The 26,383-nt window shown below is 65.0% G+C and carries 28 protein-coding genes; 11 read left to right on the top strand and 17 right to left on the bottom strand.

The features are described 5' to 3' along the window. Positions 1 to 477 precede the first annotated feature (477 nt). From Q4543_RS06750 to Q4543_RS06725, 6 genes are all read left to right on the top strand, one after another. Positions 478 to 1,662, top strand: coding sequence for a zinc-binding dehydrogenase (locus Q4543_RS06750; RefSeq protein WP_303437032.1), 1,185 nt, complete (start codon positions 478 to 480; stop codon positions 1,660 to 1,662). Between the two features lie 29 nt (positions 1,663 to 1,691). Beyond that, positions 1,692 to 2,618: a dihydrodipicolinate synthase family protein gene (locus tag Q4543_RS06745; RefSeq protein WP_303437031.1), complete on the top strand. Its 927-nt coding sequence runs from the start codon at positions 1,692 to 1,694 to the stop codon at positions 2,616 to 2,618. A gap of 12 nt (positions 2,619 to 2,630) precedes the next feature. Continuing rightward, a complete protein-coding gene (locus Q4543_RS06740; RefSeq protein ID WP_303437030.1) occupies positions 2,631 to 3,101 on the top strand; it encodes a hypothetical protein in 471 nt (156 codons plus the stop codon). A gap of 198 nt (positions 3,102 to 3,299) precedes the next feature. Beyond that, positions 3,300 to 4,313 (top strand): Gfo/Idh/MocA family protein, encoded by a 1,014-nt coding sequence (locus Q4543_RS06735; RefSeq protein WP_303437028.1) that lies wholly within the window; start codon positions 3,300 to 3,302, stop codon positions 4,311 to 4,313. Then, complete coding sequence (locus Q4543_RS06730; protein ID WP_303437026.1) at positions 4,306 to 4,974, top strand: glutathione S-transferase family protein; 669 nt, start codon at positions 4,306 to 4,308, stop codon at positions 4,972 to 4,974. Before Q4543_RS06735 ends, Q4543_RS06730 begins: the two co-directional genes overlap by 8 nt. A gap of 3 nt (positions 4,975 to 4,977) precedes the next feature. Further along, positions 4,978 to 5,502 carry a redoxin domain-containing protein gene (locus tag Q4543_RS06725; protein WP_303437025.1) on the top strand — a complete coding sequence of 175 codons (525 nt, stop codon included), beginning with the start codon at positions 4,978 to 4,980 and terminating at the stop codon, positions 5,500 to 5,502. A gap of 135 nt (positions 5,503 to 5,637) precedes the next feature. On the opposite strand, the gene Q4543_RS06720 is transcribed toward Q4543_RS06725, so the two are convergent. From Q4543_RS06720 to Q4543_RS06645, 16 genes are all read right to left on the bottom strand, one after another. Beyond that, positions 5,638 to 6,276, bottom strand: a complete 639-nt coding sequence (locus Q4543_RS06720; RefSeq protein WP_303437024.1) for a glutathione S-transferase family protein — start codon at positions 6,274 to 6,276, stop codon at positions 5,638 to 5,640. A 13-nt stretch (positions 6,277 to 6,289) separates the two neighbouring features. Further along, on the bottom strand, positions 6,290 to 7,144 hold the full coding sequence (locus Q4543_RS06715; RefSeq protein WP_303437022.1) for an NAD(P)-dependent oxidoreductase: 855 nt from the start codon (positions 7,142 to 7,144) through the stop codon (positions 6,290 to 6,292). Further along, a complete protein-coding gene (locus tag Q4543_RS06710) occupies positions 7,137 to 7,997 on the bottom strand; it encodes an NAD(P)-dependent oxidoreductase (RefSeq protein ID WP_303437021.1) in 861 nt (286 codons plus the stop codon). The genes Q4543_RS06715 and Q4543_RS06710 overlap by 8 nt, the downstream gene beginning before the upstream one ends. Then, positions 7,994 to 9,067 carry a Gfo/Idh/MocA family protein gene (locus tag Q4543_RS06705; protein ID WP_216001786.1) on the bottom strand — a complete coding sequence of 358 codons (1,074 nt, stop codon included), beginning with the start codon at positions 9,065 to 9,067 and terminating at the stop codon, positions 7,994 to 7,996. The genes Q4543_RS06710 and Q4543_RS06705 overlap by 4 nt, the downstream gene beginning before the upstream one ends. A gap of 65 nt (positions 9,068 to 9,132) precedes the next feature. Then, positions 9,133 to 9,840 (bottom strand): FadR/GntR family transcriptional regulator, encoded by a 708-nt coding sequence (locus tag Q4543_RS06700; RefSeq protein WP_216001787.1) that lies wholly within the window; start codon positions 9,838 to 9,840, stop codon positions 9,133 to 9,135. 175 nt (positions 9,841 to 10,015) lie between these two features. Further along, positions 10,016 to 10,990: a tripartite tricarboxylate transporter substrate binding protein gene (locus Q4543_RS06695; protein WP_303437020.1), complete on the bottom strand. Its 975-nt coding sequence runs from the start codon at positions 10,988 to 10,990 to the stop codon at positions 10,016 to 10,018. A 44-nt stretch (positions 10,991 to 11,034) separates the two neighbouring features. Beyond that, on the bottom strand, positions 11,035 to 12,519 hold the full coding sequence (locus Q4543_RS06690; protein WP_216001789.1) for a tripartite tricarboxylate transporter permease: 1,485 nt from the start codon (positions 12,517 to 12,519) through the stop codon (positions 11,035 to 11,037). Positions 12,520 to 12,570: 51 nt separating this feature from the next. Continuing rightward, complete coding sequence (locus Q4543_RS06685) at positions 12,571 to 13,143, bottom strand: tripartite tricarboxylate transporter TctB family protein (RefSeq protein ID WP_216001790.1); 573 nt, start codon at positions 13,141 to 13,143, stop codon at positions 12,571 to 12,573. Further along, the gene (locus Q4543_RS06680; RefSeq protein WP_303437019.1) at positions 13,140 to 14,078 is read right to left on the bottom strand and encodes a TRAP transporter substrate-binding protein; all 939 of its coding nucleotides are present in this window, start codon (positions 14,076 to 14,078) and stop codon (positions 13,140 to 13,142) included. The genes Q4543_RS06685 and Q4543_RS06680 overlap by 4 nt, the downstream gene beginning before the upstream one ends. Continuing rightward, complete coding sequence (locus tag Q4543_RS06675) at positions 14,075 to 15,205, bottom strand: Gfo/Idh/MocA family protein (protein WP_216001792.1); 1,131 nt, start codon at positions 15,203 to 15,205, stop codon at positions 14,075 to 14,077. The genes Q4543_RS06680 and Q4543_RS06675 overlap by 4 nt, the downstream gene beginning before the upstream one ends. A gap of 20 nt (positions 15,206 to 15,225) precedes the next feature. Beyond that, positions 15,226 to 16,725, bottom strand: a complete 1,500-nt coding sequence (locus tag Q4543_RS06670) for a tripartite tricarboxylate transporter permease (RefSeq protein ID WP_216001793.1) — start codon at positions 16,723 to 16,725, stop codon at positions 15,226 to 15,228. 3 nt (positions 16,726 to 16,728) lie between these two features. Then, on the bottom strand, positions 16,729 to 17,292 hold the full coding sequence (locus tag Q4543_RS06665) for a tripartite tricarboxylate transporter TctB family protein (RefSeq protein ID WP_216001794.1): 564 nt from the start codon (positions 17,290 to 17,292) through the stop codon (positions 16,729 to 16,731). A gap of 91 nt (positions 17,293 to 17,383) precedes the next feature. Continuing rightward, positions 17,384 to 18,496, bottom strand: coding sequence for a tripartite tricarboxylate transporter substrate binding protein (locus tag Q4543_RS06660; RefSeq protein WP_303437017.1), 1,113 nt, complete (start codon positions 18,494 to 18,496; stop codon positions 17,384 to 17,386). A 250-nt stretch (positions 18,497 to 18,746) separates the two neighbouring features. Continuing rightward, on the bottom strand, positions 18,747 to 19,631 hold the full coding sequence (locus Q4543_RS06655) for an AEC family transporter (RefSeq protein WP_303437016.1): 885 nt from the start codon (positions 19,629 to 19,631) through the stop codon (positions 18,747 to 18,749). A gap of 97 nt (positions 19,632 to 19,728) precedes the next feature. Continuing rightward, a complete protein-coding gene (locus Q4543_RS06650) occupies positions 19,729 to 20,511 on the bottom strand; it encodes an alpha/beta fold hydrolase (protein ID WP_303437015.1) in 783 nt (260 codons plus the stop codon). A 251-nt stretch (positions 20,512 to 20,762) separates the two neighbouring features. Beyond that, a complete protein-coding gene (locus tag Q4543_RS06645; protein WP_303437014.1) occupies positions 20,763 to 21,731 on the bottom strand; it encodes a LysR family transcriptional regulator in 969 nt (322 codons plus the stop codon). 96 nt (positions 21,732 to 21,827) lie between these two features. On the opposite strand from Q4543_RS06645, the gene Q4543_RS06640 reads away from it, so the two are divergent. The 5 genes from Q4543_RS06640 to Q4543_RS06620 all read left to right on the top strand — a co-directional run bounded on the left by Q4543_RS06640 (position 21,828) and on the right by Q4543_RS06620 (position 25,630). Next, the gene (locus tag Q4543_RS06640) at positions 21,828 to 22,331 is read left to right on the top strand and encodes a flavin reductase family protein (RefSeq protein WP_216001799.1); all 504 of its coding nucleotides are present in this window, start codon (positions 21,828 to 21,830) and stop codon (positions 22,329 to 22,331) included. Next, positions 22,328 to 23,116, top strand: a complete 789-nt coding sequence (locus Q4543_RS06635) for a 3-keto-5-aminohexanoate cleavage protein (protein ID WP_303437013.1) — start codon at positions 22,328 to 22,330, stop codon at positions 23,114 to 23,116. The genes Q4543_RS06640 and Q4543_RS06635 overlap by 4 nt, the downstream gene beginning before the upstream one ends. A gap of 203 nt (positions 23,117 to 23,319) precedes the next feature. Then, positions 23,320 to 24,051, top strand: coding sequence for a GntR family transcriptional regulator (locus tag Q4543_RS06630; protein WP_303437012.1), 732 nt, complete (start codon positions 23,320 to 23,322; stop codon positions 24,049 to 24,051). An 83-nt stretch (positions 24,052 to 24,134) separates the two neighbouring features. Further along, positions 24,135 to 25,205, top strand: a complete 1,071-nt coding sequence (locus Q4543_RS06625) for an Ldh family oxidoreductase (protein ID WP_303437011.1) — start codon at positions 24,135 to 24,137, stop codon at positions 25,203 to 25,205. Beyond that, a complete protein-coding gene (locus tag Q4543_RS06620; RefSeq protein ID WP_216001803.1) occupies positions 25,202 to 25,630 on the top strand; it encodes a cupin domain-containing protein in 429 nt (142 codons plus the stop codon). Before Q4543_RS06625 ends, Q4543_RS06620 begins: the two co-directional genes overlap by 4 nt. A 17-nt stretch (positions 25,631 to 25,647) precedes the next feature. On the opposite strand, the gene Q4543_RS06615 is transcribed toward Q4543_RS06620, so the two are convergent. Then, on the bottom strand, positions 25,648 to 26,310 hold the full coding sequence (locus Q4543_RS06615; RefSeq protein WP_303437010.1) for a TetR/AcrR family transcriptional regulator: 663 nt from the start codon (positions 26,308 to 26,310) through the stop codon (positions 25,648 to 25,650). Between the last annotated feature and the right edge of the window lie 73 nt (positions 26,311 to 26,383).

The raw sequence follows: 26,383 nt of genomic DNA, 5'->3' as shown, positions 1-26,383 counted from the left end.
CCTTTTGTCGGTGGCAAGCGGCGCTGCGTTTCGCGAACGGGCGGCTGGCCCTGTGTGGAGGCGATCCGGAGGCAGGGTCAAGCCATCCCCGGGCGATGCGCAGCTTGACGAAGGCCGACATCGGCCAGCCCGGTCACCGGGCTGGTACGAGCCGCGAAGATCGGTGTCCGAAATCAACAACCGTCTGACAGGAGGGGAACTCAAGGCAGTATCAAGATGGAGACAGGGCCGGGATTGCGCATCGCCCCCAATCCAATGCGCAGCCGGTCAAGGGCTGTGGCATCCCTGGTCCTGACAGAGAGGCTCGGCAGCTCTCCGGGCAGCAGCAATTGGTCACCCAATATTTCGCGCGCTTTTCCCAATTATCGTAATTAAACAAGCATCTTCCGAATTTTATTGGCGGGATTATGGGCCTGTACTTAACTGCACAAACACCAATGACCCCACATTGGTGAACCATTAGACTTGGAGAAGACCATGCCCGACGATCTTTCCCGTAACCAGAACGCCCATAGCGCCAAGACACGAACGGCGGGCCTTGGGGAACAGGTGCCCGAAACCATGCAGGCCTGGGTGCTTGGCGATCCGGGCGAGCTGACCCTGCGCGACAAACCCGTGCCCACGCCCGGCCGGGCCGAGGTGCTGGTGCGGGTCGATGCGGTCGCCATCTGCGCCACCGATCTGGAGATCCTGCAATACGGCACCCCGGCGATGATCGAAGGCGGCAAGCCCTTCAACAAGAACTTCACCCCCGGCCATGAATACATGGGCACGGTCGCCGCGCTTGGGCCGGGCGTCGATCAGTTCGCCGTGGGCGATCGCGTGACGGTCGAGGTTCACGCCGGCTGCGGGCAGTGCAAGCGCTGCCGGATGGGCATGTATACCTCGTGCCACAACTACGGCCAGAACTACGGCGATCACGACAAGGGCCACCGCGCCAACGGCTTCACCACCGACGGCGGCTTTGCGCAATATGTGGTGAACAACGTCAACACCATGATCCCCGTGCCCGACGCGATGTCCGACGAAGAGGCGACGCTGGTGGTGACGGCGGGCACCTCGATGTACGGGATGACCGAACTGGGCGGGCTCGTGGCGGGGGAAAGCGTCGTGGTGATCGGCCCGGGGCCGATCGGGCTTCTGGCGGTGGCGGTGGCGAAATCGCTCGGGGCGTCACCGGTGATCCTGATCGGCACGCGCGACAGCCGCAACGAGATCGGCCGCAAGCTGGGCGCCGATTACATCATCAATCCGAAAAACGAAGACGCGGTCGCGCGGGTCAAGGAGCTGACCGGCAAGGGCGCCGATTACGTCGTCGATTGCGCCGGCAACGAGACCACGGTGAACCAATCCGTGCACATGACCAATCGCGGCGGGCGCATCTGCCTTGCGGCCTTCCCCAAATCGGCGGTCAATTTCGATCTGGGCGCGCTGGCGGTCAACAATATCTACCTTTACGGCATTCGCGGCGAGGGCCGGTCCGCCACGCACCGGGCCATGGCCTTCATGGCCGAGCGCCGCTTTGACGCCGGGCTGGTGCACAGCCACACCTTCCCGATGGATGAGCTTCCGACCGCGCTGAAATACGCCGCCGAACGCATCGACGATGCGCTCAAGGTGGTGGTCTCGATGCACAAGACCACCTCGGGCGGCGACAAGTGACACCAAATCCGATCAGACAGGATACTTCCATGACCAAAGCCATCAGAGGCATCTACGCCGCTGCCATCTCGCCGTTCCACGCCGATGGCAGTCTCGATCACGCCCGGCTGACCGCCTATTGCCAGCACCTGCTGAGCGATGGCGGCTGCGACGGCGTCGCGCCCACCGGCACCACCGGCGAAGGCACATCCGTTGCCATGGCCGACCGGCTGGCCCTGCCCGAACAATTCGCCGCCGCCGGTATCGCGCCTGAACGGGTGATCTTTGGCACCGGCGCGCCCTCGGCCCGCGATTGTCAGGCGCTGACGCGGGCCTGCGTCGAGGCCGGCTATACCAACGTGCTGGTTCTGCCGCCCTACTACTACAAAAACCCCAGTGATGACGGGCTGTTCGCCTATTACGCCGATCTGGTGGAAAGCATCGGGCGCGACGATCTGCGCATCTACCTGTACCATTTCCCGCAGATGTCGCAGGTGCCGCTGTCGACCGATCTGGTGAACCGTCTACGCGCCGCCTTCGGGCCGGTGATTGCCGGGCTCAAGGACAGCAGCGGTGATTTCGAACAATCGCGCGCCTTCATCGAGGCAACCGGCGGCGTGGCCGAGAATTTCGATGTCTACCCTTCGTCCGAGGCGTTCCTGTGGCAGGGGCTGGACATCGGCTCTGCCGGGATCATCTCTGGCTCGACCAATATCTTCGCCAATCTGGTGCAGGCCGCGCGCCGTGCCCCCGAGGGCGCCGAGCGTGACGCCGCGATGGACCGGGTCCGAGAGGCGCGCGCCAGCGCCGGAAAATACCCGATGATGGCCGCGATGAAGACCGCCGAGGCTTGGCGCAGCGGCGATGATGCCTGGCTGCGCATGGCCCCGCCCCTGCGCCCGCTGCCCGCCGATGTCGCCGTGCAGATGCGCGCCGATCTGGACGCGCTGGCCGCCATCCGCGAACCCGCAAATTAAGGAGGACACAAAATGAGCGACACCCAACTGCACGGCCCCGACCATGTCGAGATGAACCCCGATCCGGCGGCCTTTGCCCATTGGCCCGAAGGCCTTTACGAAGAAATGCTGCAAAGCCGCGACAACGGCTGCGTCGGCTCGGTGCTGGTCTCTGAAACGCCGGGAATGCGGGTGTGGCACCTGCATATCGCGCCGGGCAAGCGCTGCGGCTTCCACCGCCACGTGAACCGCTATTTCTGGACGGCGATGGTGCCGGGCAAGGCGCGGGGGTATTTTTCCTCGGGAGAGATCCGCGATGTCGAGCATTTCAAGGGCGAGACCCGGCATTTCGACTATGGCGAAGGCGACGAGATGCTGCATGCCGTCGAGAACATCGGCGACACCGAGCTGATCTTTACCACCGTCGAATTCATCGATGGGCCGAACGCGCCGCTGCCCATCCCCGACGAGATGCGCCTGACCCCGCCGCACACCGCGCATTGATGCGCCAAGCGCGCGCAGGCGGTGGCCTTTGGACCGGCCATCGCCTGCGCGCATTTTATTGCGATGCATATCAGGTTTCCTGATACATAACATCGACATAGATCAATTGCGATTGTGCCACATCGCCCGCTAGGGTCGGTTCAAAAGTAGATGAATCGATGGGAGGTCGCGTCAAGCGACCCGGAGGAGACGATGGAAATGACGAGCAAGCAGTTCACGGTTGCCGTGGCGGGTTTCGGCTGGTGGGGCAAACACATCACCACCCGTCTGCAAGACCACCCTTGGCTGAAGATCGCCGGGATCATCGAGCCCGCGACCGCCAATCATCCGCAGATCCAGAAGCTTGGCCTTGAGGTCTGGGAGGATTTCGACGCGGCGCTGGCGCGCAGCGATATCGATGCGGTGATCCTGACCACCCCCAACACCCTGCACGAAGAGCAGATCTGCAGGGTGGCGGCGGCGGGCAAACATGTGTTCTGCGAAAAACCGCTGGGGCTGACGGCGCAAAGCGCGCGCAATTCCATGAAGGCCTGCGAAGACGCCGGCGTGCAGCTGGGCATCGGCCACGAGCGGCGCTACGAGCCCGCGATGCTGATGCTGCGCGAGCTGCTCGAAAAGGGCGATCTTGGAACGGTGATGCACGCCGAAGCGGCGTTCAGCCATGACAAGCTGAGCAACGTTCCCGCCGATGACTGGCGTACCAAAAAGGCCGTGTGCCCGGCGGCGGGCATGACCGCCATGGGCATCCACCTGTCGGACCTGATGATCTCGTTCTTCGGCCCGGTCGAAAGCCTGCACGCCTTTACCGCCGACCGCGCTCTTGGCTGGGAAACCGGTGATGTCGTCACCGTGCAGATGAAATTCGAGGCCGGCATGACCGCCACTTTCAGCGCGGTTCTGAAAACGCCGCATTTCATCCGCATGCATGTGTTCGGCACCGACAAATGGGTCGAGGTGCTCAACGACAGCCACCCCGATACGCCGGACGGCAAGGTGCGGGTGCTGACCGCGCAGACCGGCAAGGATCTGCAGCAGCAGAGCTTTGACTGGGAAGACAGCGTGACCGCCAACCTCGAAGCCTTTGCGCGGGCCGCCATGGGCGAGGCGCCCTATCCGATCACCCCGCGCGAGATGGTGCACAATATCGAGGTGCTCGAAGCCATCGAACGCTCGTCGGAAACCGGGCAGGCCGTCAAGCTGGCCGATGTCTGATCCCACGCGCAACGCGCCCGGCCTGACGCTGATCGGGCGGAAAACCTCGATCAACGTGCAAAAGGTGCGCTGGCTGCTGCTGGAACTGGGACAGGACCACGCGCATGAGGAGCTGGGCGGGGCCTTTGGCGGGCTTCAAACCGACGAATTCGCCGCGCTCAACCCCAACCGGCTGGTGCCGGTGCTGATCGACGGCGATCTGGTGCTTTGGGAATCCAACGCCATCCTGCGTTATCTTGCGCGGCGCTATTCCCCCGGCGGCATCGAAGGCGCGAACCCGGCGCAGATCGCGCAGGCGGACATGTGGATGGAGTGGTTCCAGAACCGCCCGCTGCCGCAGCTGACGACGCTGTTCTACCAGACCGTGCGCCTGCCCCTGGCCGAGCGCGACGCCGGGCTTCGCGACGCCGCCGCCGCCCGGCTGAACGAGGCCTATTCTCTGCTGGATCGTCACCTTGACGGGCGCGACTTTCTGGTCGGCGATACTCTTAGTCTGGGTGATATCGTTGTGGGCACCAGCTTGTTCCGCTATTTCACACTGGCATTCGAGCGCCCGGCCCTACCGGCGCTCGAAACCTATTACGACCGACTGCAAACCCGTGCAGCCTATCGGAAGGGGGCGATGGTCTCGTTCGAAAGCCTGCGCGCCAAGGAAAGCTGAGCCATGAGCCACAAACTTGCCCCCGACCAACCGACCCCGCCGCTGTCGCTTCCGCTTGTCGGCGGCGGGCGCTTCGAGCTGGATCAGGAGGCCCCCGAGGCCTTTACCATGATCGTGGTCTATCGCGGCCACCACTGCCCGATGTGCAAAAGCTACCTGACCCAACTGGCCGCGCTGCGCGAGCGCTTCGAAGACGCCGGGTTCAGCATCGTCGCGGTGTCGATGAACGACGAGGATCTTGCCACCCAATCCCACCGCGAATGGGCGCTTGACGGGCTGCGTGTGGCCTATGGGCTGACGCCGCAGATGGCGCGGGACTGGGGGCTGTGGGTCTCCAAGGCGTTCAAGCCAAGCGAACAGGAGATCTTTGCCGAACCGGGCCTGTTCTGGGTGCGGCCCGACGGGCGGCTGTACCTTGTGGATATCGCCAACATGCCCTGGCCCCGGCCCGATCTGGAATTCCTGCTGTCAAAGGCGCCCTACGCACTGGCAAACGACTACCCCGCCCGCGGCACTTACGACGGGTGATCGCTCGCGGGGGACGTGCCCCGCAGCCAATGCCGCAGGTCGGCCACCGACTGAGGTCGCCGGGCAGCAGCACAGACATCACGGGCGCGGCGCTTGCCGCGCCCGACTTTATCGCGACCGGGCGCGGCCCTGTCGTCATCCCTCGGGGATGTCATTGACCTTTTTGGGCAGGTGATAGCCGGCCTGCACTGCGGGCCGCGCGCGCAGCCGCTGGTACCAGGCGCGCAGATTGGGATAATCCGCCAGATCGATCTGCTGCCAGTCATGGCGCGAAATCCATGGCCACATGGCCATGTCGGCGATGGTGTAGTCGCCGCGCCCGTCCCCGGCGACGTAATCGCGCCCCTCAAGACGGGTGTCGAGCACCTTGTACAGCCGCTTTGCCTCGTTCAGATAGCGCTCTTCGGCATAGGCCGACTTGCCTTGGTTGTACTTCACGAAGTGATGCACCTGCCCAAGCATCGGCCCCAGCCCGCCCATCTGCCACATCAGCCATTCGACCATATGCCAGTATTCATTGCCCTTGACGGTGAAGCGGTCGTATTTCTGGGCGAGATACAGCATGATCGCGCCGGTCTCCATCAGATGCACCCCGGTGTCGTGATCGACAATCGCGGGAATGCGGTTGTTGGGCGCGATGGCAAGAAACGCCGGATCGAATTGCTCGCCCTTCGAGATGTCGATCGGCTTGATCCTGTAGGGCACGCCAAGCTCTTCGAGCAGGATGGAGACCTTGCGCCCGTTGGGCGTGGTCCAGGTATATAGATCGATCATGTTTTCTCCGGTGTCAGGGGCGTGCCCGTTCAATTGGCAGTAGCACGGCCGCATTGTCGAGATCGCCTTCGCCCCGCGCCACTGCATCGCGCATCATCTCGAGATAGCGATTGGCAAAGGGCAACCCCTGCCCCCGCGCAGCGCCGCGCTCGGCGATCAGGGTGAAATCCTTTAGCGATTGCGCGATGCGCCCTTGCGGCGTGAAATCGCGGGCGACCATCAGCGGGCCCTTGGCGTCCATCACCTCGGAGCGCGCGGCCGAGACGCGGGCCATGTCGAGAAATTCCTGCGAGGACAGGCCAAGGGCATTGGCAAAGACCATGCCCTCGGCCAGCGCCGCGCGATTGAGGCCCAGCACCAGATTGATCGCCAGCTTGGCACGGTTGCCATTGCCGATGCCGCCCACGTGCAGGCGGTTGGCGCAGATCGCGCTCAGGATCGGGTCGATCCGCGCGGCGGTGTCCTTGCATCCCGCGATCAGCAGCAGCGCGCTGCCATTTGCCAGCGCGCGCGAGGTGCCGGAAACCGGCATTTCGATCAGGGTGATGCCCTTCTGCGCGGCCTTGTCCGCGAGGCCCTGCATCCGGTCCGGATCGCAAGTGCTGAGCGACACGAGGGTACAGCCTGCCTGCGGCGCGGCGTCGATCAGCCTTTCCAGCTGGTCGGTGTCAAAGACGCAGGAAAACACCACATCCGCCTGCCAGACCTCGGGCGCGGTGCAGACCGTGCCGCCCGCGCGCTCCAGATCCAAGCCGCGCGCCGCGTCCGGGTCGCAGCCGCGCAGCGCATAGCCCGCCGCCAGCAAGCGCCCCGCCACGGCAGAGCCGATCAGCCCAAGGCCAAAGAGTCCGATCGCCGGTTCAGCCATTGGCGATGTCCTTGTCGAGCGCATCGCTCATGGCGAACAGATGCGAGAAATCCGTCTCGCCATCACCGTTGGCCACCGCGCGGGCCAGAATGGCATGGGTCAGGCGCGTGTAGCTGGCCGGGCCGCCCAGCCCGTCGGCAAAATGGCTGGCCAGCCCCAGATCCTTTTCCAGATTAGCGATGCGCGAGCGCGCGCTCATTGTCCCGCTGAGGATGTCGCGGGGAAAGCGCACCTCGGTGACAAAACTGCGGGCATTGCCAGCGTTGAGCACCTCGACCGCGCGATCCACATTCAGCCCGGCCTTTTGCGCCAGCGTCAGCCCTTCGCAGGTGGCCATAAAGGCGCTGTGCAGGATCAGGTTGTGCACCAGTTTCATGGCGTGCCCCGCCCCCACCGGCCCCATGTGGAAGCGCTGCGTGGAAATCTGCGCCAGCACCGGCGCGATGCGGGCGATGACCTCGGCCTCGCCGCCCAGCATCAGCGTCAGCGCGCCCGCATCGGCGCCCGCCGCACCGCCGGTCATCGCCGCATCGACATAGGCACAGCCGCGCGCCGCCAGATCCTGTGCAAGCCGGGAGCTGGCCTCGGGGGCAGAGGTGGTCAGATCGACGATGACGGTACCCTCGCGCAGCGCCATGCCGTCCAGCGCCGCCGCCACCTGCGCCGTGGAGGGCACCACGAACAGCAGCACATCCGCCGCGGCGCAGTCATCCTGCACGCCGCCCGACAGCCCGGCAGCGGCAACCGCGCCGGGCACCGCATCGCGTGCGGCGACAAGCATCCCGGCGGCATCAAGGCGGCGCGCAATGCCCCGCCCCATCTGCCCCAGCCCGATCACGCCGCAAGCGGTCATTGCGCCGCCTTCAGATCCGCCAGCGTCGCCATGGCGCTGTTGGACAGCGGCAGGCGGACGACCTCGCCGGTTGCCGCCGACACATCGGCGCCAAGATAGGTTTCCATCACCATGCGCGCATGTTCCGGCGCCACCAGCGGCGGGCGATCCAGCAGCACCGATTCAAGGAAATGCAGCGTTTCCGGCCCCATCTGCCCGGCATACATGTGATCGACATGTTCGCCCGGCATGGTGGACATGGGGAATTGCGTGCCACCCTCGACCGTATTCAGCCAGTGATCACGCGCCGTGTCATCCAGCACCAGCGAGCCTTCGGTGCCGGTGATCTCGATCCAGGTGGAGCAATAGTTGGGATAGCTTGGCGGCAAGTTCCAGCCGCCGCCAACCACCACAAGGCTGCCGTCGCTCATGTTGACGGTGTTCCACATGCAATCATACGAGCCGTTGAGCTCTTTCATGAAGCCATAAGCCCCCTGAGAATAGATCTTTTCGGGCTTCGCCGGGGCCAGCAGCCAGAACACGAAATCAAGGTCATGGGTGCTTTCCATAGCCGCCGGAGACAGCTTGACCCGGTTGGCGATGCGCGAGCCAAGGCTGCGCGACAAATGCCGCGAGACCATCACGTTGACGATCTTGCCCAGCTTGCCCTCGGCAATCGCCTTGCGGGCATAGGCGATCTTGGGGTTGAAGCGCTGCGAATAGCCGATGGTGAACTTGACCCCTTTGCTGCGCGCGATGTTGATCAGATCATCGGCTTCGGACAGGTCCATCGCGATGGGCTTTTCCAGCAACACATGCTTGCCCGCCTTCAGGCAATCGCGCGCGATGGGGTAATGGGTCGGCTCTGGCGTGGTCGAGATATAGACCACTTCGATGGCGTCATTGGCGACGATCTCGTGATAATTGTCGGTGGCAGAGGCCGGATTGGTCAGCGCCTTGACCTCGGCCAGCCGCTCGGGCTTGATCTCGCAAATGTGCAGCTTGTCGACCAACGCCGATTTTGCCAGCGATTCCGCGCGCATGCCGCCGCACCACCCGGTCCCGATGACCGCTACTTCGACCTGTCGCATCCTGTTTTCCTCCCATGGATAGGTTGCGGAAAACATAGGCAGTTCAGAGCGTTGCCGAAAGAAAGTTAATCTGATGGCCGGTATGAGAAATCACGATCACGCCGCGCCATCATGGTGTTCAGCGTCGAATTAATATGGCGCAGCATGGCAGAGCGCGCCTCGTCAGGCTTGCGCCGTTCGATCGCGGCAAGGATCGCATCGTGTTCGGCAAAGGAATGGTAATCGCTCTCGGGCCCCCGGTCAGGGGTTTCGAGCCGGCGCCAGACCACCACCAGCCGCACGCCGTTCAGGATGCGGTGCATCGCCTGCAACAGCGCGTTGCCGGACGCCTCGGCGATGGTTTCGTGGAAGCGGCTGTCAAGATTTTCGTAACTTGCCCAGCTGCTGGCCACCGGCATCGCCTGACACAGGCGGCGCAGCTCGCGCATCTGCGCCGGGGTTGCGTGCAGGGCGGCCAGCGCCGCTGTTTCGGGCTCCAGCGCAAGGCGGGCGGCCATCGCCTCGATCGGGCCGGTGGATTCCGAGAGCGCGGCAATCGCCGCTTCGATGCCCGCGCTTCCGGCGCCCTTGGGCAGCCGCGCAAGATAGGTGCCGCGCCCGACATGGCGGGTCAGAAGGCCTTCGGACTCAAGCAGCAGCAGGGATTTGCGCAGCTCGGAGCGGGTGACGCCCAGCTCGGTGCACAGGCTGCGTTCGGGCGGCAGGCGGTCGCCCTCGGACAAGCCCGAGTTCACGATCCAGCTGCGCGTTCGCGTCACAATCTTGTCGCTCATCCCGCCCCGCCGTTTCGCCTGTGTGTTCCCTGATGTGCCATGCCGGCCCCGATGTGATCAACCGTTGCCCCGGATGTTTCGCGCCATCGCGCAGGCAGAGCACAAAAAAGACAATGCGCCCCGGACGAGGCGCATTGCCGGGTTCCAGATCGTGGCGCAAGCGCCAGACCCGGACTTATTGCGAGGCGGTCAGATCGGACACCAGCTCCTGATAGGCCGTGGCCTGGCCTTCGCGCAGCGCCTGATAGTCAGGGCCGGACATCGGATCGACGCTTTCCCCCAGCCGCGCCATCAGCTTGGCAAAGGTCGGGTCTTCGAACATCTTGCTGAACGCTTCGGACAGCGTGTCGATCGCCTCTTGCGGGGTGCCCGCGGGCGCCAGCACAAAGCGGTGCATGAAGCCGATGTCGCCATCGACGCCCACTTCGGAAAAGGTCGGCACGTCGTCATAGATCCGCTCTTCGCCAGCGGTCGCCAGCACGCGGATCTCGCCCGCGCGGAGCATTTCGCCCAAGGCGGACGGGAAGGCCATGGTCACATCGGCATCGCCCGAAAGAAGCGCCTGCAGGGCGGGGCCACCGCCCTGATAGGGCACGAGGTTCAGCGATATATTCAGCTTCTGCATCATCTGCGCCGCCGGCACGAAGAAGGCGCCCCAGTTGCCCGAATGCGCCATCTGTACGTCGCCCGGGTGGGCCTTGGCGTCGGCGACCAGATCTTCGAAGGTCTCATAGGGGCTGTCGGCGCGCACGATCACCGAGGTGGGCGCAAAGTTGACCCGCGCGATGGGCACGAAATCGGCCATCGGATCGTAGGGCAGGTTTTCGACATATTGCTGCAGCATGTCGATGTAGTTGTGCGTGAACAGCAGCTTGTAGCCGTCGGCCTTGGCGCGGGCCACCTCTTGCGTGCCCTTCTGACCGCCGGCGCCCGGGGTCAGCTGCACGATCACCGGCTGGTTGAGGTAGGTCGGCAGGATCGAGGTGATCACCCGCGCGTTCAGATCGTGCGAGCCGCCCGCCCCCAGCGGGATCACCATCGTCACCGGCTTTTCCGGGTATTCCGCCACGGCGCTGCCGGTGGCTGCGGCAAGCGCCGTTGCCGCCAGCGCAAAGGCCGTCAGCGTCGCCTTGAAAGCTGTCTTCATCATCGTAAGGTTCCTCCCTTGTGTGATTGATGTCTGCGCCGACCCGGTCAGGCCGGCACGGTGCGCGCGTTGAGCCGCTTCCAGAGCAGGAAGCCGATCACCGGTGTCACGACCAGCACGCAGAGCGCGCCGATGCGTTCGGTCATGAAAAAGCCAACGGTGTCGCCGCCCGACATGGCCATGGTCTGGCCAAAGGCGTATTCCATCGACGGCCCGAGGATGAAGCCCATCACCATCGGCATCACATCGAATTTCGCCGAGCGGGCGATGATGCCGAAGATGCCGAAACCCACCAGCATCAGCAGATCGACGGGGTCCGAGCGGTACACATAGGTGCCGGCAAAGGCGAACATGATCACCAGCGGAATAAGCACCGATGTCCGGATCGTCACCAGCCGCGAAAAGAACGGGATCGACAGGTAGCCGATGACGAGGAACAGCAGGTTGGCGATCACCATCGCCACGAGGATGGCGAAGACCGTGGCGCCCTGTTCCTCGAACAGCTGCGGGCCGGGGCGCAGACCCTGCGCCACAAAGGCGCCCAGCAGGATTGCGGTGACGTTGTCGCCCGGAATGCCCAGCGTCAGCAGCGGCACCATGGTCGGCCCGTTCACCGCGTTGTTGGCGGCTTCGGCGGCGGCGACGCCTTCCAGTTCGCCCTCGCCAAAGGTTTCGGGGTGCTTGGAGGCGTTCTTGGCCGCAGAATAGCCCATCATCGCCGCGACGATCTGACCAAGGCCCGGCACGATGCCAATCATGGTGCCGATCACCGTCGAGCGGCCGATGGTGGGGATGCAGCGGCGCAGTTCGGGCCACTTCAGCCGCTCGCCCACCAGCGAGGACAGCTTGCGGGCCTTTTCGTTGCGGATCACCACCGAGGCCACTTCGGGCAGGGCAAACACGCCGATCAGCATCGGCAGCAGCGGAATCCCGGATTTCAGGTCGAACAGGCCGAAGGTAAAGCGTTCGACCCCGCCCAGCGGGTCGGTGCCGATGAACGACAGCCACAGCCCCAGCATGATCATCATCAGGCTCTTGACCGGGTTGGAGCCGGAGGTTGCGGCGATGACGACAAGGCTCATGAGCAGCACGGCGAACAACTCTGGCGGGCCGAACTGCATGACCAGAAAGGCGATGGGAAAGATCATCGCGATGGTGAAGATGTCGCTGGCGGTGTCGCCGAACACCGAGGACACCAGCGCCATGTCCAGCGCCTTGCGGGACTGGCCCTTCTGCGTCAGCTTGTAGCCGTCTCGGGATGTGGCCACCGAGGCGCCAGTGCCCGGCATCGAAATCAGGATGGCCGGAACGCTGCCGCCAAAGATGCCGCCCTTGTAGATGCCCAGCAGGAACGGGATGCCGACGACCGGTTCAAGGAAGAACGAAATCGGCAGCAGGATGGCCATCGCCATCAGCGTGGTAAAGCCTGGCAGCGCGCCGACCAGCATGCCAGCAAACAGGCCGAAACTCATGAGCGCGACGGTGTCGAGGCGCATGGCCATCGCGAAACCTTCGGTGAATTGATCTAGCATGCGAGCCTCTTGGCGGTGTTATCGGTCAGGGAAATCAAGGGCATGCGCGTGTCAAAGCCCCGGAATGGCGGCGTAGATCGATTCGATCACGTCAAGTTCGGGCAGCGACACCGCCAGCAGGCGGGTCGATGCAAGGTACAGCAGAACCGGGCCGGTGATCGCCACCGCCGCGATCTGCAGGACCGATCTTGCGCCCATCAGGAGCGAGATCAGCGAGACCGCGATGATGGTCGAGATCAGGAACCCGACCGAGGTCATGATCAGCGCGTACAGCAGCATGATGCCGAACAGCGCCGCGGCGCGGGCCCATTGCTGCGCGCTCATCGGGATGCCTTCGTCCGGGACCATGCCGCGCAGTTGCAGGATCAGCGCAATCGCGCTCAGCACCACCAGCGCGCTCAGCACCAGCATCGGAAACAGGCTTGGCGGGATCGCCGACAGCGATCGGCCGAACAGTGCCTTGGGCTCGGCCACCAGCGCGCCGAGAAACAGCAGCGACAAGGCGGAAGCGATCAGCAGGGCGGCGAGGGTCAGCGTCTCGGGGCTGCGCAGACGGTCACGATGCGTCAGCGGCGCGCCATGCACCGAGGACTGCTCGTTGGAAACAGGACTGTCGTGCATCATGCCGTGATCTCCTGAGGCTGCTCGAAAAGTTGAAGGGCGCCGGGGTCGATCCGGGCCCGGGTTTGCGCGTTCTGTGCCGAAACCGCATCGCGGAACGCAGAGGACTGGCTGTCGGTCAGGCTGTGCAGACGTGCGCCCGCCGCCCGCAGGCTTTTGGCGCAGGCGGTGTCGTCGGAAAGCGCGTAACCGCGCTGTGCGTCGCTGGCCTCGCGCAGCGCGGCGCGCACGGCGCGGCGCAGATCGTCCGGCCAGCCCGCCACGGTGTCGCGATGGAACCAGACCGGCGCCACCCCTTGCAGGTGGCCGGTCAGGGTGATCTCGGGCTGGGCGTCATGCAGCCCGAAATTGTAGATGTTGGTCAGCGGGTTTTCCTGCGCATCGACCTCGCCCGAGGCAACCGCCACGACCAGATCCTTGACGTCGATCACCCGAGGATCGAAGCCGAGCGCGCGGAACACCCGCTGGTGATCGTCGCTGGCAAGGGTGCGCAGGCTGAGCCCGGCGCAATCGTCCGGTGTCGCCAGCTTGCGCCTGGCCGAGATATGGCGCAGCCCGTTGTCCCAGTAGCCCATCACCTCGAAGCCGGTCCTTGCGGCGACATCGGCGGCGATCCAATCGCCAAGCGCGCCGTCGAGCCGGGCAAACAGATCGTCCCGGGCCGGGGCGGCAAAGGGCATGTCAAACAGCGTCAGCGACGGCACCCGCCCGGACATGTAGCTCGACGAGAAATAACAGCCGTGGATCTCGCCAGCTTCGACCATGGGCAACAGGTCGGCAGCCTTGTGCCCGCCCTGGGTGATATCGGGGCGCAGCAGGATCTCGGCCTCGCCGTCGGTCAGGCGGTGCAGCGCCGCTGCGAAATACCCGGCGCCGCGGGTATGAACCGAATTGGGCCCCTGATAGCCGCCAAAGATGATGCGATGCGGTTTGCTCATCCGACCAGCTCCTGCATCAGCTCGGCGGGATCGACCGGCAGCGCAACGGGCACGCCGCGCTTGGCCGACAGATCCATCGCCATGGTCATCATCAGGTTGCGATGGCCATCGGCGGCGGTGGCATGGGGCGTGCGGGCCCCGGCATAGACCCGCTGGAACCAGCTGTTGGTTTCCTCGCGCATCGGCCCCCAAAGCTGGCCGTCATGCAGATCACCCGGCGGGTAGGAGGTCAGGAAATCGACATGCCGCGCCGGGGCGACATAGCCGTCGGGCACATAGCCACCGCCCTGCGCCACGTTGGTGGCCATGACCAGATCGCGGTGGGTGTCTTCGATGTCGATGACGCCCTCGGTGCCGACGATGCCGATCTCGATGCCGTAGACCGCGCCGGGCCAGACCTCGGGCAGCGCCCAGCTGATGTTCATCGACCAGATGGTGCCGTCATCCATGGTGAACACGCCGAAGGTGCTGTCCTTGGTGCCATGGGCGCTCAGCACCTTGTCGCAGGATTGCGCAAAGACCGAGACGGGTTTCTTGCCCTCCATCAGCCACATCGACATATCAAGGCTATGCGTGCCCGACACCACCATCGGCGTCAGCGTCGCGCGATCCTGCGTGCGCCGGGTGGTGGCGATGGGCACCATGCGGTTCATGAAGGCGCGGGTGACGACGGAATGCACCTCGCCAATCTGGCCGGTAATCAGCCGCTCCTTGATCGCAAGGAACCGGCGGCGAAAGCGCTGGGTGTAGCCGACCACCGCGTCGATGCCGTTTGCCTCGATGGCGGCAAGGATCTGGGCCGACTGGCGCGCATCGGTGGCCAGCGGCTTTTCGATGAACAGCGCGTGGCCGTTTTCGATGGCCAGCATGGTGGGATCGAAGTGAAAGTTCTCATCCGTGGCGATGATCGTCGCGGTGACTTCGGGGCGGTTCAGCAATTCGCGGTAATCGTCGGTGTAGAAATCCGCGTCCACGTCGTCGGCCAGCTTGCGGCCGATGTCGGATTTGATGTCACACAGCCCGATCCAGCCGATGCCGGGAAAGTCACGCGCCAGCTCTGCCCGGATACGCCCGATGGTGCCGCATCCCACGATCGCAAGGCCAACCTGTTTTTTCTCAGTCTTCATCTTTGACCAATCCTTCTTGTTTATTCCGCCGCCACGGGGGCGGTCTTCTGGCGGCGGGCGCGCAGCCCACGCAGGATTCCTTCGGCGATGACGAACAGCACCGCGGCCATCAGCACCGTGCCGATCCACTGCGACAGGATGAAGCCGATGGACTTGTCCTCGAACACCAGCAGCGCGCGGCGCAGGTTCTCGTCGGCAAGCGGGGCAAGGATCACCCCCAGCACGATCGGCGCGACCGGAAAGCGGAACACGCTGAGCGCAACGCCGAACAGCCCGGCGCCGAACATCACCCAGACATCGAACATCGACAGCTTGACCGACCAGGCGCCGATCACGCAGACCGGGATGATCAGCGGCATCAGCACGCCGCGCGGCAGGCTGAACAGCTTGACGCAGGGCTTGATCAGCGCAAAGGCGGCGCCGAACATCATCAGGTTGGCCAGCAACAGCGCGCCGTAAATGAAATAGATCAGGCCGGGGTGGTCGATCTGGATGGTCGGCCCGACGCTGACATTCTTGAGCGTCAGCGCGGCCAGCAGCGCGGCGGCGGCGGCGTTGCCCGGAATGCCAAGCGCCAGGGTCGGCAACATCGAGCCGCCAATATTGGCGTTGTTGGATGTCTCGGCGCAGACCAGCGCCTGATAGCTGCCCTTGCCCCATTTCGCCTGTTCCTCGGGCGAGGCGCGGCGGCGGCCGATGTCATAGGCGAGGAACGATGCCACGTTGGCCCCCGCCCCCGGCACCGCCCCGATCAGCGCCCCGAGAATGCCCGAGCGCGTCGCGGCCGGAGCATAGCGCATCAGCTTGCCCATGGTCGGCAGCACCCGGCCCACCGTGCTGGGGATCGTCGGCGCCGAGCGCGACGGCAGGGTGCGCAGGATCTCGGTAAAGCCGAACAGGCCGATCAGGATGGCGACGTAGCTGATGCCGTCGAACAGCAGGTAGCTGTCGAAGGTGAAGCGCGGCACGGCGTGGATCTCATCCAGCCCGACCAGCGCGACCAGCATGCCGATCCAGCCCGCGATCCAGCCCTTGAGCGGCATTTCCCCCGAGGCCATCGACCCCGACACCATGATGCCGATCACCGCCAGCCAGAACATCTCCCACGAGCGGAAGTTCAGCGCAAAGCTCAGGATCAGCGGAATGAACAGGATCAGCAGGACGATGCCCAGCGTGCCGCCCATGAACGACGCGGTGATCGACATGCCAAGCGCTTGGCCGCCCTCGCCGCGTTGCGCCAACTGGTGACCTTCGATCATGGTGGGCACCGCGTCGGGGGTGCCGGGAATGTTGATCAGGATGGCCGAGATCGCCCCCCCGAACACCGACCCGGTATAGACCCCGATCATGAAGCAGATCGCCAGTTCCTGCGGCATTCCCGCCGACAGGCCGATCAGAAGGCCCATCGCCATGGTCGTCGACAGCCCCGGCAGCGCGCCCCAGATGATGCCCAGCGACACCCCCGCCAGCGTCATCACCAGCAAGGTCGGCGACAGAAGTTGGATGAATGCGTCCAGCATGGCTCAGAACCCTCCCGGCAGCGGAATGTGAAACAATTTCTGAAAGACCACCGACAGTGCGATGGTCCAGAACAGGGCGATGGCGGCCTTGGCCCAGAGCGGGCCGCGCCAGAACACGTGCATGATCCCGGTCAGCGCGATGAAACTCACCGGCTCGAAGGCCGACAGCACGAAGGGCGCACCCGCGATGCTGAAGAAGACCTGAAAGGCGAGGAATTGCAGCCCGAGGATATAGGCCCCGACCATTGCCGCCAACGCCAGCATCCGGACATGTTCGGTGACGTCGCCCAGCAGCAGTTCACCGGCACTCCCGTCCTTGCGGCGCTGCAGGGCGGAGTTCCCGAGGATCAGCGCCATGACCGCAAGCGACGCACCGGCCACGAAGGGCAGCAACCCCGGCGCGGTCAGCGCCGAGCCCGGCACTGGCAGGCGCAGCGATGCGATCATCACGACCACCGCCGTCAGCAGCAGCGCGCCGGCCGCGATCAGGTCGAGCACTGGCGCGGCAAGACCCGCGTTCGCGTCCTCGCCTTCGAATTTGATATCTTCGGAAACAGGTGAAGTCATGATGGCACCTCCGGTGCCAGCCGTCGGCTGGAGAGTTCAGGGGCAGGGTGTGGGCCCGGGCCGCGATCGCGCCGCCCGGGCAGGCATGCGATCAGCTGATCGGCGGAGCGACGTAGCCCTGCGGCGGCCACCAGCTGTCGAAATCCTCGGGCGCCGGAAGGCCAAGTTCCTCGGCGGTGCGGATATCGGCGCCGATGGCGTCCTTGTTCTTGTTGAAGATGTCTGCGGTCATCGCTTCCATCAGCGCGCCCTGGCGGTCGGCTTCTTCGCCGACAAGCAGGCCGGGCTGGAAGAAATTCTGCGCCATCATCTCCTTGAACCCATCCGAGGTCGCCGCCGCGCGGAAGGCATCGACGAGCTGCTGCAAGACTTCGGGCGGCAGCGCGCGCGGCACCATGAAGTTGTAGGTGGCGCCCACGGGCAGGATCTTTTGCGTCTCGGGCAGGATGCCCCCGATCGAGGGCAGCACCCGGCCATCCTTCAGCGTCACGTCAGCCGAGCTGGCATGGCACAGGTTGCGCATCTCGCCGCTGCGGATCAGGTCGATATGTTCGTGCAGACCGCCCCCGGCGATGTCGGTCTCGCCCTGAAGCCCGGCCAGCGTGGCGGGCTTGCCGCCCTTGTAGGGAACGTATTTCATCTCGATCCCCGCCATATTGGCGATGATCAGCGACACCTCGTGCCAGACACCGCCGGTGCCCGAGGTCGAGATCGTCAGCTTGCCGGGGTTGGCCTTGGCTTCTTCGATCACCTCTTCCATCGACTGGAAGGGGGAATCCGCGCGCACCGACCAGCTGGCGGGGGCGTCGGCGGCCTTCATCGGCAGCCAGTCCTGCCAAGGCACGAAATCCGCGTGGCCCAGCACCCGCACGAAGCGGTTGTAATTGGCCGCGCCCAGCAGCGTGTAGCCATCGGGCCGCGCCGCCGAGACGTATTGCGTCGCCACACCGCCGACCGCGCCGGGCTTGTTGACCACGGTGATGGTCCAGCCCTGGGCGCGGGCCATCTCGTCGGCCAGCTTGCGCATGATGGAATCGGTGCCGCCGCCGGCGGAATACATCACCACCAGCGTGATCGGCCGGCGCGGAAAGCTTTGCGCCAGTGCCGCGCCGGGGATGGTGATGCTCATGGCGGCAAGGCCACCGACGCTTGCCCCTTGCGCCAGAAGCGCCCGGCGGGTCAGCGAGTTGTTTGTCTTAACCATTTTGTTTCCTCCCTAGTGATGACGCGGGTTCCTCTCCCGCGCGCGGATCCTCCAATCCGCGCAGCCTGCTGAGGACCGCTTGGTCCGTCACCGGCCTGATCAACTTTGGTCAGCCATTCTCAGTTCACAACCAAAATGAACCAACCCTGTTGATCATTGTTTTTATCGTTTTATATCAGGCTATTAATTTCCATTCTCTCTACAACATCCAACCCATTTGGTTGACCAATTCTTGTGATCGCGATCACCATCACAGCCCCCTCCCCGCGAGCGTCAACGCGATCCAGGTCAACACCGGCAGACAGGCGAAGGTCAGCAGCGTCGACACCACCACCACACCGACCACCCGTTCGGGATCGCGCCCGAAACGTTCCGCGAACACATGGATCACGATCGCCGTCGGCATCGTCGCCATCAGGAACACGACCCCTGCCGGAACCCCCTGCAACCCCAGCAGCCAGATCACGCAGATCGCCGACACCAGCCCGACCCCAAGCCTGCCAACGGCAAGGATCAGCGCCGAACGCAGGTCGGCGACCCGCAGCCGCGCCAGCGACGTGCCCAGCAGCAGCAGCATCGCCGGAACCATCATGCCGCCGGTCATCTCGGCGGTGCGGGCCAGCACGATTGGCACCTCGACCCCCGTCACCAGAACGACCACCACCGCGATCACCGCGTAGATCAGCGGCTGGCGCAGCAAGACGCCCAGTCGAAAACTGCCCGCATAGATCGCCATGCCGATGGAGTGCTGCGCCAGCGCGACGACGACGAAATAGGCAACCGCCAACTCTCCGCCCGCCTCGCCGAAGGTCAGCAGCACCAACGGCAGCCCCATGTTGCCCGAATTGGGCATCATCAGCGCCGGCAGAAAGCTGCGCAAAGATCCGCCCGCCAGCAGCAGGATCGCCGCCGACAACGCCGCCGAAATCGCAAGGCACACTGCTGCCGCGCCGGACATTCCCAGCACCGCCGAAGGGTCCAGCTGCAACGAGGTCAGGCTGCTGAAGATCAGCGCGGGCGCCGCGACCAGCACCACGACGGTGCTGAGCGTGCGGGTATCGAGCCCGCCCGCCCCGCGCCCCATCGCGTAGCCGATCAGCACGAGGATGCCGACCGGCCCGAGGATCTGCAGCATCTGCCCGATCAATCGACACGCCCGCCTGCCTTTTGCGCCCAAAGGCGATCCGGCGCGGCATCAACCATAGCGTCGGATCGGCAAAGGCGCATTGCGATCACTCCGCGTCCAGACCGAGGAAGCCGCTGATCGCGAGCATGAATTCCTGCGGCCGGTCGACGTTGATCACATGCTTGGCCCCTGCGACGCAGGTGTATTCCGCCCCCGGGCAGGCCGCAGCCATGGCTTCCATCGTGGCTGGCGTGGCGCCGCCATCATGTTCGCCGGAGACGAACAGCGCGGGCACGCTCATCTGTCCCAGATGGCGCAGGTAATCGAGCTGCATCAGCGCATGGGCGCAGCCGCGATAGCCCGTCGCCGAGGTGTGCAGGAAGCTGTCGCGCAGCGCCGCCTCGCGGTCGGGATGGTTGGCGCGAGTCTCTTCGCTGAGCCAGAAGCCGACGGTGCCCTCCCACACGGCCTCGACCCCGCCAGCGTCGAGCTTGGCCAGCCGGTCATGCCAGCTTTGCACGAAGGGCGGCGGCGCATCGGCGCGCGCGGCGCAGCAGACGATGCGCTCGATCCGGTCCGGGTGGTGCAGCCCAAGCCCCAGCGCCGTCATGCCGCCAAGCGAGAGCCCCATCACCGACGCCTTTTCCACCCCATGCGCATCCAGCACGCCAATCGCATCGGCGACGAAATCGGCAAACTGGTAGGGGCCTTCCGGCGCCGGGCTCTGGCCGTGGCCGCGCGTGTCGCAGGTGATGACGCGGTAATGGGCGCTGAGCAGCCCAAGCTGGCCCTGCCACATGGCTTCCGTGGCGCCAAGGCTGTTGAGCAGCAGCAGCACCGGCGCGTCGGAGGGTCCGTGAACGGACGAGTGAAGAGTGATAGCAGTCATGCGCATTCCCGTGGTCTTGGGCCCCGGCCGCATCGGCCAGAACCTGTGTCATGATGGGAAAGCGGATCCGCCCGGCGACATGCCAAAGCGGCATCGGCGTTCTCACAAACCTGAAGCAGGCAAGTGAGTTAGCACCAATGCCAGCGCCTCCCCCTGACAAAGGCTACCCTCGGGATGCCTGCGGAAGAAATGATTAAAGATAGCGGTATCTATCAGGAAGGTTGATACCTGCCGCAAGTTGTGCGCCCTTGTCAGGCCAGCGCCCTGTCGCCGTGATCGGCGTCGGGGTCGTAATGGCTCATCGGGACGATTGACAGGGCGCTGGTCAGTTCCGCCTGCAGGATATCCGCAAAGCCTTCGGCACCCTGGCTCAGCGGGCGCGAGGCATGTTCGATCCGCAGGTAATCGACCTCCATTGGCGGATCGGCCAGCGGCACGACCCGCCGTCGCCCCCCGTCCAGATCCGGCAGGCACAGGATTCCCGGCAGGATCGAGATCCAATCTGATTCGGCCACCAGAGCCAGCGTGCCATGCATGGTGTCGAGCTCCAGCCGTTCGCGCACCTCGATCTTGTTCTGGTTCAGATAGCTTTCGATGCGGTGACGGCGGGCGTTGCCATGCCCTGGCAGCACCAGCTTCTGCGCCGGCAGATCCGCCAGCCGCACCCCTTCGGGGCCAACGGGCAAGTCGCGCTCTGCACTGCACACGAGGCATTCGCGATCCTGTCCCATCGGCGTGACCTCGAGCATCTGGCCCATGTCGAACGAGCCGGGAACCACGGCGAAATCCAGCCGCCCCTCGCTGACATCATTGGCCAGCGCGCCGGAATAGGCCTCGGAGATCGACAGGCGCACCTCAGGAAAGGCGGCGGAGAACCGCAGCAAGGCCGGTGTCAGCACGGCGCGGGTAAAGGTCGGCATCAGGCCGATGCGGATATGGCCCGTCACCGATTTCGACAGCGAGCGGATGCGGTCTTCGGCATGGTAGGCGGCGGCAAGCACCTTGACCGCCTCGCGGTAGAAGGAACGGCCCGCCTCGGTCGGGCTCACCCCGGACGAGCTGCGGGTGAACAGGTTGACGCCGTAGCGCTTTTCGATCTGGCCCACATGCATCGACAGGCCCGATTGCGTCGCGTTGACCTTTTCCGCGGCGGCGGAGAACGAGCCTTGTTCGTAAACGGCCACAAAGTATCGCAACTGCTGAAGCTTCATTCGAGCCATCCAATTTTCTTCTACCTTCTACAGCCTAAGATTAATTGTCCTGATGGTTCAACCCGCCATATCCTGTGAACAACGACGAACAGGAAAGGATGACACATGTCAGACGACACACTTCTTGAACCTTTGGACGGCCGCCTGCTGCGTGATGTCTTTGGCTGCTTTGCGACCGGCGTGACCGTCGTCACCTCGATCGGGGAGGATGACAAACCGGTGGGGCTGGTGGTCAACTCCTTCTCGTCGGTGTCGCTGGACCCGCCACAGATTCTCTGGAGCATCGGGCTCAATTCCCCGTCGCGCGACGCGTTCTGCAAGCACGAAGGCTTTGCGGTCAACATCATGGGCGCTGAATCCAAGGACGAAACCATGCGCTTTTGCACCCCGTCCGACGACAAGTTCGCCGATGTGGACTGGTGGGCGGGCCATTACGGCGTGCCGGTGCTGCGCAGCGCGCTGGCGACGCTGGAATGCCGCACCGAACAGCGGATCATCAGCGGTGACCATGAAATCTTTATCGGGCGGGTGCTGCGCGTCGATCATCAGGACGTGGCGCCGCTGCTGTTCCACCGCGGGAAATTCGCACAGCTGGGCGCGCTCGCATGAGGCCGCTGCCCCGTCTCATGGTCGCCCCCAACGGGGCGCGGCGCACCAAAGCCGACCACCCCGCCCTGCCGATCACCGATGACGAGCTGGTGGCCGTGACCCGCGACTGTATCGCTGCCGGGGCCGATGGTGCACATCTGCATCTGCGCGATGCCAATGGCGTGCATCTGCTGGATGCGCCGCGCTATCGCGCCTTGCTCGACCGGCTCGAGGCTGAATTTCCGGACGCCTACCTGCAGGTCACCTCCGAGGCGGCGGGGCGCTATGACGCGCAGGCGCAGCGCGCGATGGTCCGGCAGCTAAAACCGCGCTACGTGTCGGTCGCCCTGCGCGAGATGGTCCGCCAGCCCGAAGACTGGCCCGCCGCCCGCGAGTTCTACCACTGGGCCGCCAATGCCGGGGTCGAGATCCAGCACATCCTGTATTCTCCGCAAGAGGTGCAGGGCTTTGTCATCGCGCTGAACAATGGCCGGATTCCGGGCCGACATCATCTGGTGCAACTGGTGCGCGGCACCTATGCCGATGGTGCCGACGGCGCGCTGCCGCTGGCCGACTACCTCGCCGAAATGACGCGCGCCACCGATCACAGCTTTGACTGGATGCTGTGCAGCTTTGGCGCGGATGAGACCGCCAGCCTTGTCGAGGCGGCGCGCGCCGGTGGCAAGGCGCGGGTCGGCTTCGAGAATTCGCTGCAAAACGCTGATGGCAGCCGCGCCGCCGACAATGCCGAACGGGTGCGCGAGGTGAATGCAGCGCTGCCGCAACCTGCATCGGCGCTGTCCTGACGACCCTCTTCTCCGGGCTCCCTCCCCATCCGGAAAGGCGAACGCCGCGCGCACCCCAATGCGCGCGGCGTTTCGTTTGGGTTGGTATGGTTTGAGGGAAAATTGCACCATGGCGATCCACAGGCTACACAAGCGCGCCACCCCATCCCACGGAGCTTGCCAATGCGCCGCCGATCCGCCAACCCGACCCTGAAAGCCGCCTGATGGCGCCGCGTGGCCGCGCCGTCGGCAAACCTGTGCCGCTGTATGAAATGGTCGACAGCACCCTGCGCCGCCGCTTGCTTGACCGCAGCTACCCCCCCGGCACGATGATCCCCAGCGAGATGAAGCTGGCCGCCGAACTGGGCGTCAGCCAAGGCACGGTGCGCCGCGCGCTGAACGGGCTGGTCGACGAGGGGCTGCTGTTGCGCCGTCAAGGGCTTGGCACCTTTGTGCCCGAGATCGACGACCGCAAGGCGCTGTTCCTGTTCTTCAACCTTGTGGGCCATGACGGCACGCATGAAATGGCTGCCGCGCAGCTTGTATCAAACCAGATCGCCGAGGCGACCCCGCTGGAAACCGAGCGCCTGTCGCTGTCCCCGGGTGCCTGGGTGCGACGCCTGCTGCGGGTGCGGCTGCTGCGCGGCGCGCCGACCATCGTCGAACGTATCGTGGTGTCCGACGCCGCGCTGCCGGGGCTGGGCGAGGATGCCCCCCTGCCGCCCCACCTGTTCCGCCACTATGAGAACGCCTATGGCCAGACCGTCACCACCGCCGAAGAGCGGCTGCGCGCCGCTGCCGCCAGCGCCGAGGATGCCGCTCTGTTGCAGATCGCACCGGGGGCACCGCTGCTCGAGATCGAGCGCATCGCCTTTGGCGTGACGGGCGCGCCGATCGAATGGCGGCGCAGCCTGTGCCACACCGCTTCGCATGATTACCTGATCCGCCGCCCCTGATCTGCTACTGAGGAGCAATTGACCTGCCCGCGCAAGCAGTCTTATATAAGAGTTATAAGATTCAGCCAGACCGAGTGGATACCATGCCCGATTCCGACGCGCTTTGCCTGCCCGTAGCCACCTTGCAGCGCTTCGCAGCGCAGGCGCTGGCCCATCACGGGCTGCCCGCCGCCGATGCTGATACCGTCGCCGAAATGATGATCGAGGCCGATCTGCACGGCGCCGATGCCCACGGGCTGTTCCGCCTGCCGCGCTATATCGACAGGCTCAGGGCCGGGGGGTACACCCGCACGCCCGCCATCCGCGTCGACAAAAGCAAGGGTGGGCTGGCCCGCGTCAACGGCGACGGCGCCATGGGGCATCTCGTGGTGCGGCGCTGCGTCGACGAGGCGATCATGCGAGCGCGCGAGCATGGAGTCTCATGGGTCGGCTGCCACGATTCCAACCACGCGGGCGCCGCCGGCGTCTGGGCCATGCGCCCCGTCGCGCAGGATATGATCGGCATCTACATGGCCGTCGGCAGCGCCAACCACATGGCGCCTTGGGGCGGCACTGAATCGCTGTTGTCGACCAACCCCATCGCCATCGGCGTGCCGGGGGGCAAGGGCGGGCCGGTGCTTTTGGACATGGCGACCACCAATGCCGCCTATGGCAAGGTCAAGATGGCCGCCGCGCTGGGGCAGACCATGCCTGCCGACTGGATGATCGACGCGCAAGGCGCGCCGCTGACCGATCCGACCCGCGCCTCCGAGGGCAGCTTACTGCCCATTGGCGGGCCCAAGGGCTATGGGCTGGCACTCATGATCGGGCTGCTCGCAGGCACGCTGAACGGCGCTGCGCTGGGGCGCAACCTGATCGATTTCAACGCCGATGACACCACGCCCACCAACACCGGCCAGTCGATCCTCGTGATCGATCTTGCGGCGCTGGGGGCGGTGGAGCTGTTCAAGCAGCAAGTCGATCTGTTGCGCCAAGAGCTGACGGAATCGGCCCTGCGCCCCGGGTTCGATGGCATCCGGCTGCCCGGCGACCGGGCGCTGGCGCTGCACCGCGAACGCAGCGCCGCCGGCATCCCCTGCCCGCCGGTGCTGGTGAGCGCGCTGAACCGGGTCGCGCAAGACGCGGGCCTGCCCGCATTGGAGACATGGACATGACGACGACGCCAACCAAGACCCCTCGCATCTTCAACACCCCAGACATTCCCGCCCATGATCGCGGCAACGGGGTGACGACACGGCTGTTCTGTTCCGAAAGCCGCTGCGCGGCGGGGGTGACAACCGGCACCACGACGCTTCCGGTGGGGCGCTCGGTGCAGATGCACAGCCACAATTGCGACGAGCAGATCATCATCCTGCAGGGGCAGGCCGAGGCCGAATTCAACGGCGCCCGCCACCCCATAGGCCCGATGGAGGTGGCGTTCATCCCCAAGGATACCGTGCATTGCTTTCACAACGTCGGTGATCTGCCGGTGCTGATGCTGTTCGTCTATGACGCGGGCAAGGTCACCCGGACCTTTGCCGCGTCCGGGGAAACCGTGGAACACCTTTCCGAGAGCGATCTGGCGCAGCCGCGCAGCTGATCGGTCCGCCGCGCCAGTTACCCGGCGTCTGGCGCGGACTGCTGAAGGAACAGGTTCAGCGCCTTGCGGATGATGGCCGGGCGATCAGGGCTGTCGCCCCGGTTGCCCGCCTGCCCCGCGAGCTGGCGCAGCCCGTGGTTCAACAGCCCCCCATGCAGCAGCCACGGCACGTCGAGCTCTTCGACGGTGACCGCAAAGGCATCCCCCTGCCCCAGTTCAGCCCGGCGTTCGCGCACCATCGGCTTGAGGATCTGTTCCTGCACAACCTCGCGATACCACGCATGCACCTGCGCATCGCGCAGCAGGGCATAATACCATAGCCGCAGCCAGACCGGCTGAAAGACGATCTCGGTATAAGCCTCGTAGAAGGACTGAAACCGGTCCACCACCGGGCGGCTGCGATCTTGCAGCAGCGCATCCCAGGCCGGGTCCCAGGTTTCGAGAAACACCCGGCTGTAGGCGGCTTCGATCAGGCTCTGTTTGTCGGGAAAGTAGCGATAGAGCAGTGGCTGGGTGATCCCCGCCCGGCGCGCAACCTCGCGGGTGCTGCCATCGAAACCCGTTTCGGCAAACAGATCAACCGCAGCTTGCACGATCTCGGCCTGCCGCGCCGCTGGCGACAACCGTTTGCGAACCGGGGCGGCGCCCTTGTCGCGCTGGCTTTGCTGTCCTTTGGGCACTTGAACTCCGGCGGGTGGGATATACCTGCCTTACCAGATAGCGCGCCCGGCAATCAATGTCATTGATTATCGA

Source organism: Salipiger sp. 1_MG-2023 (genome assembly GCF_030547555.1).
In the GTDB taxonomy this organism is placed as follows: domain Bacteria; phylum Pseudomonadota; class Alphaproteobacteria; order Rhodobacterales; family Rhodobacteraceae; genus Salipiger.
The sequence above is the reverse complement of the archived record's forward strand: the minus strand, read 5'-3'. Positions and strand labels throughout refer to the sequence as shown.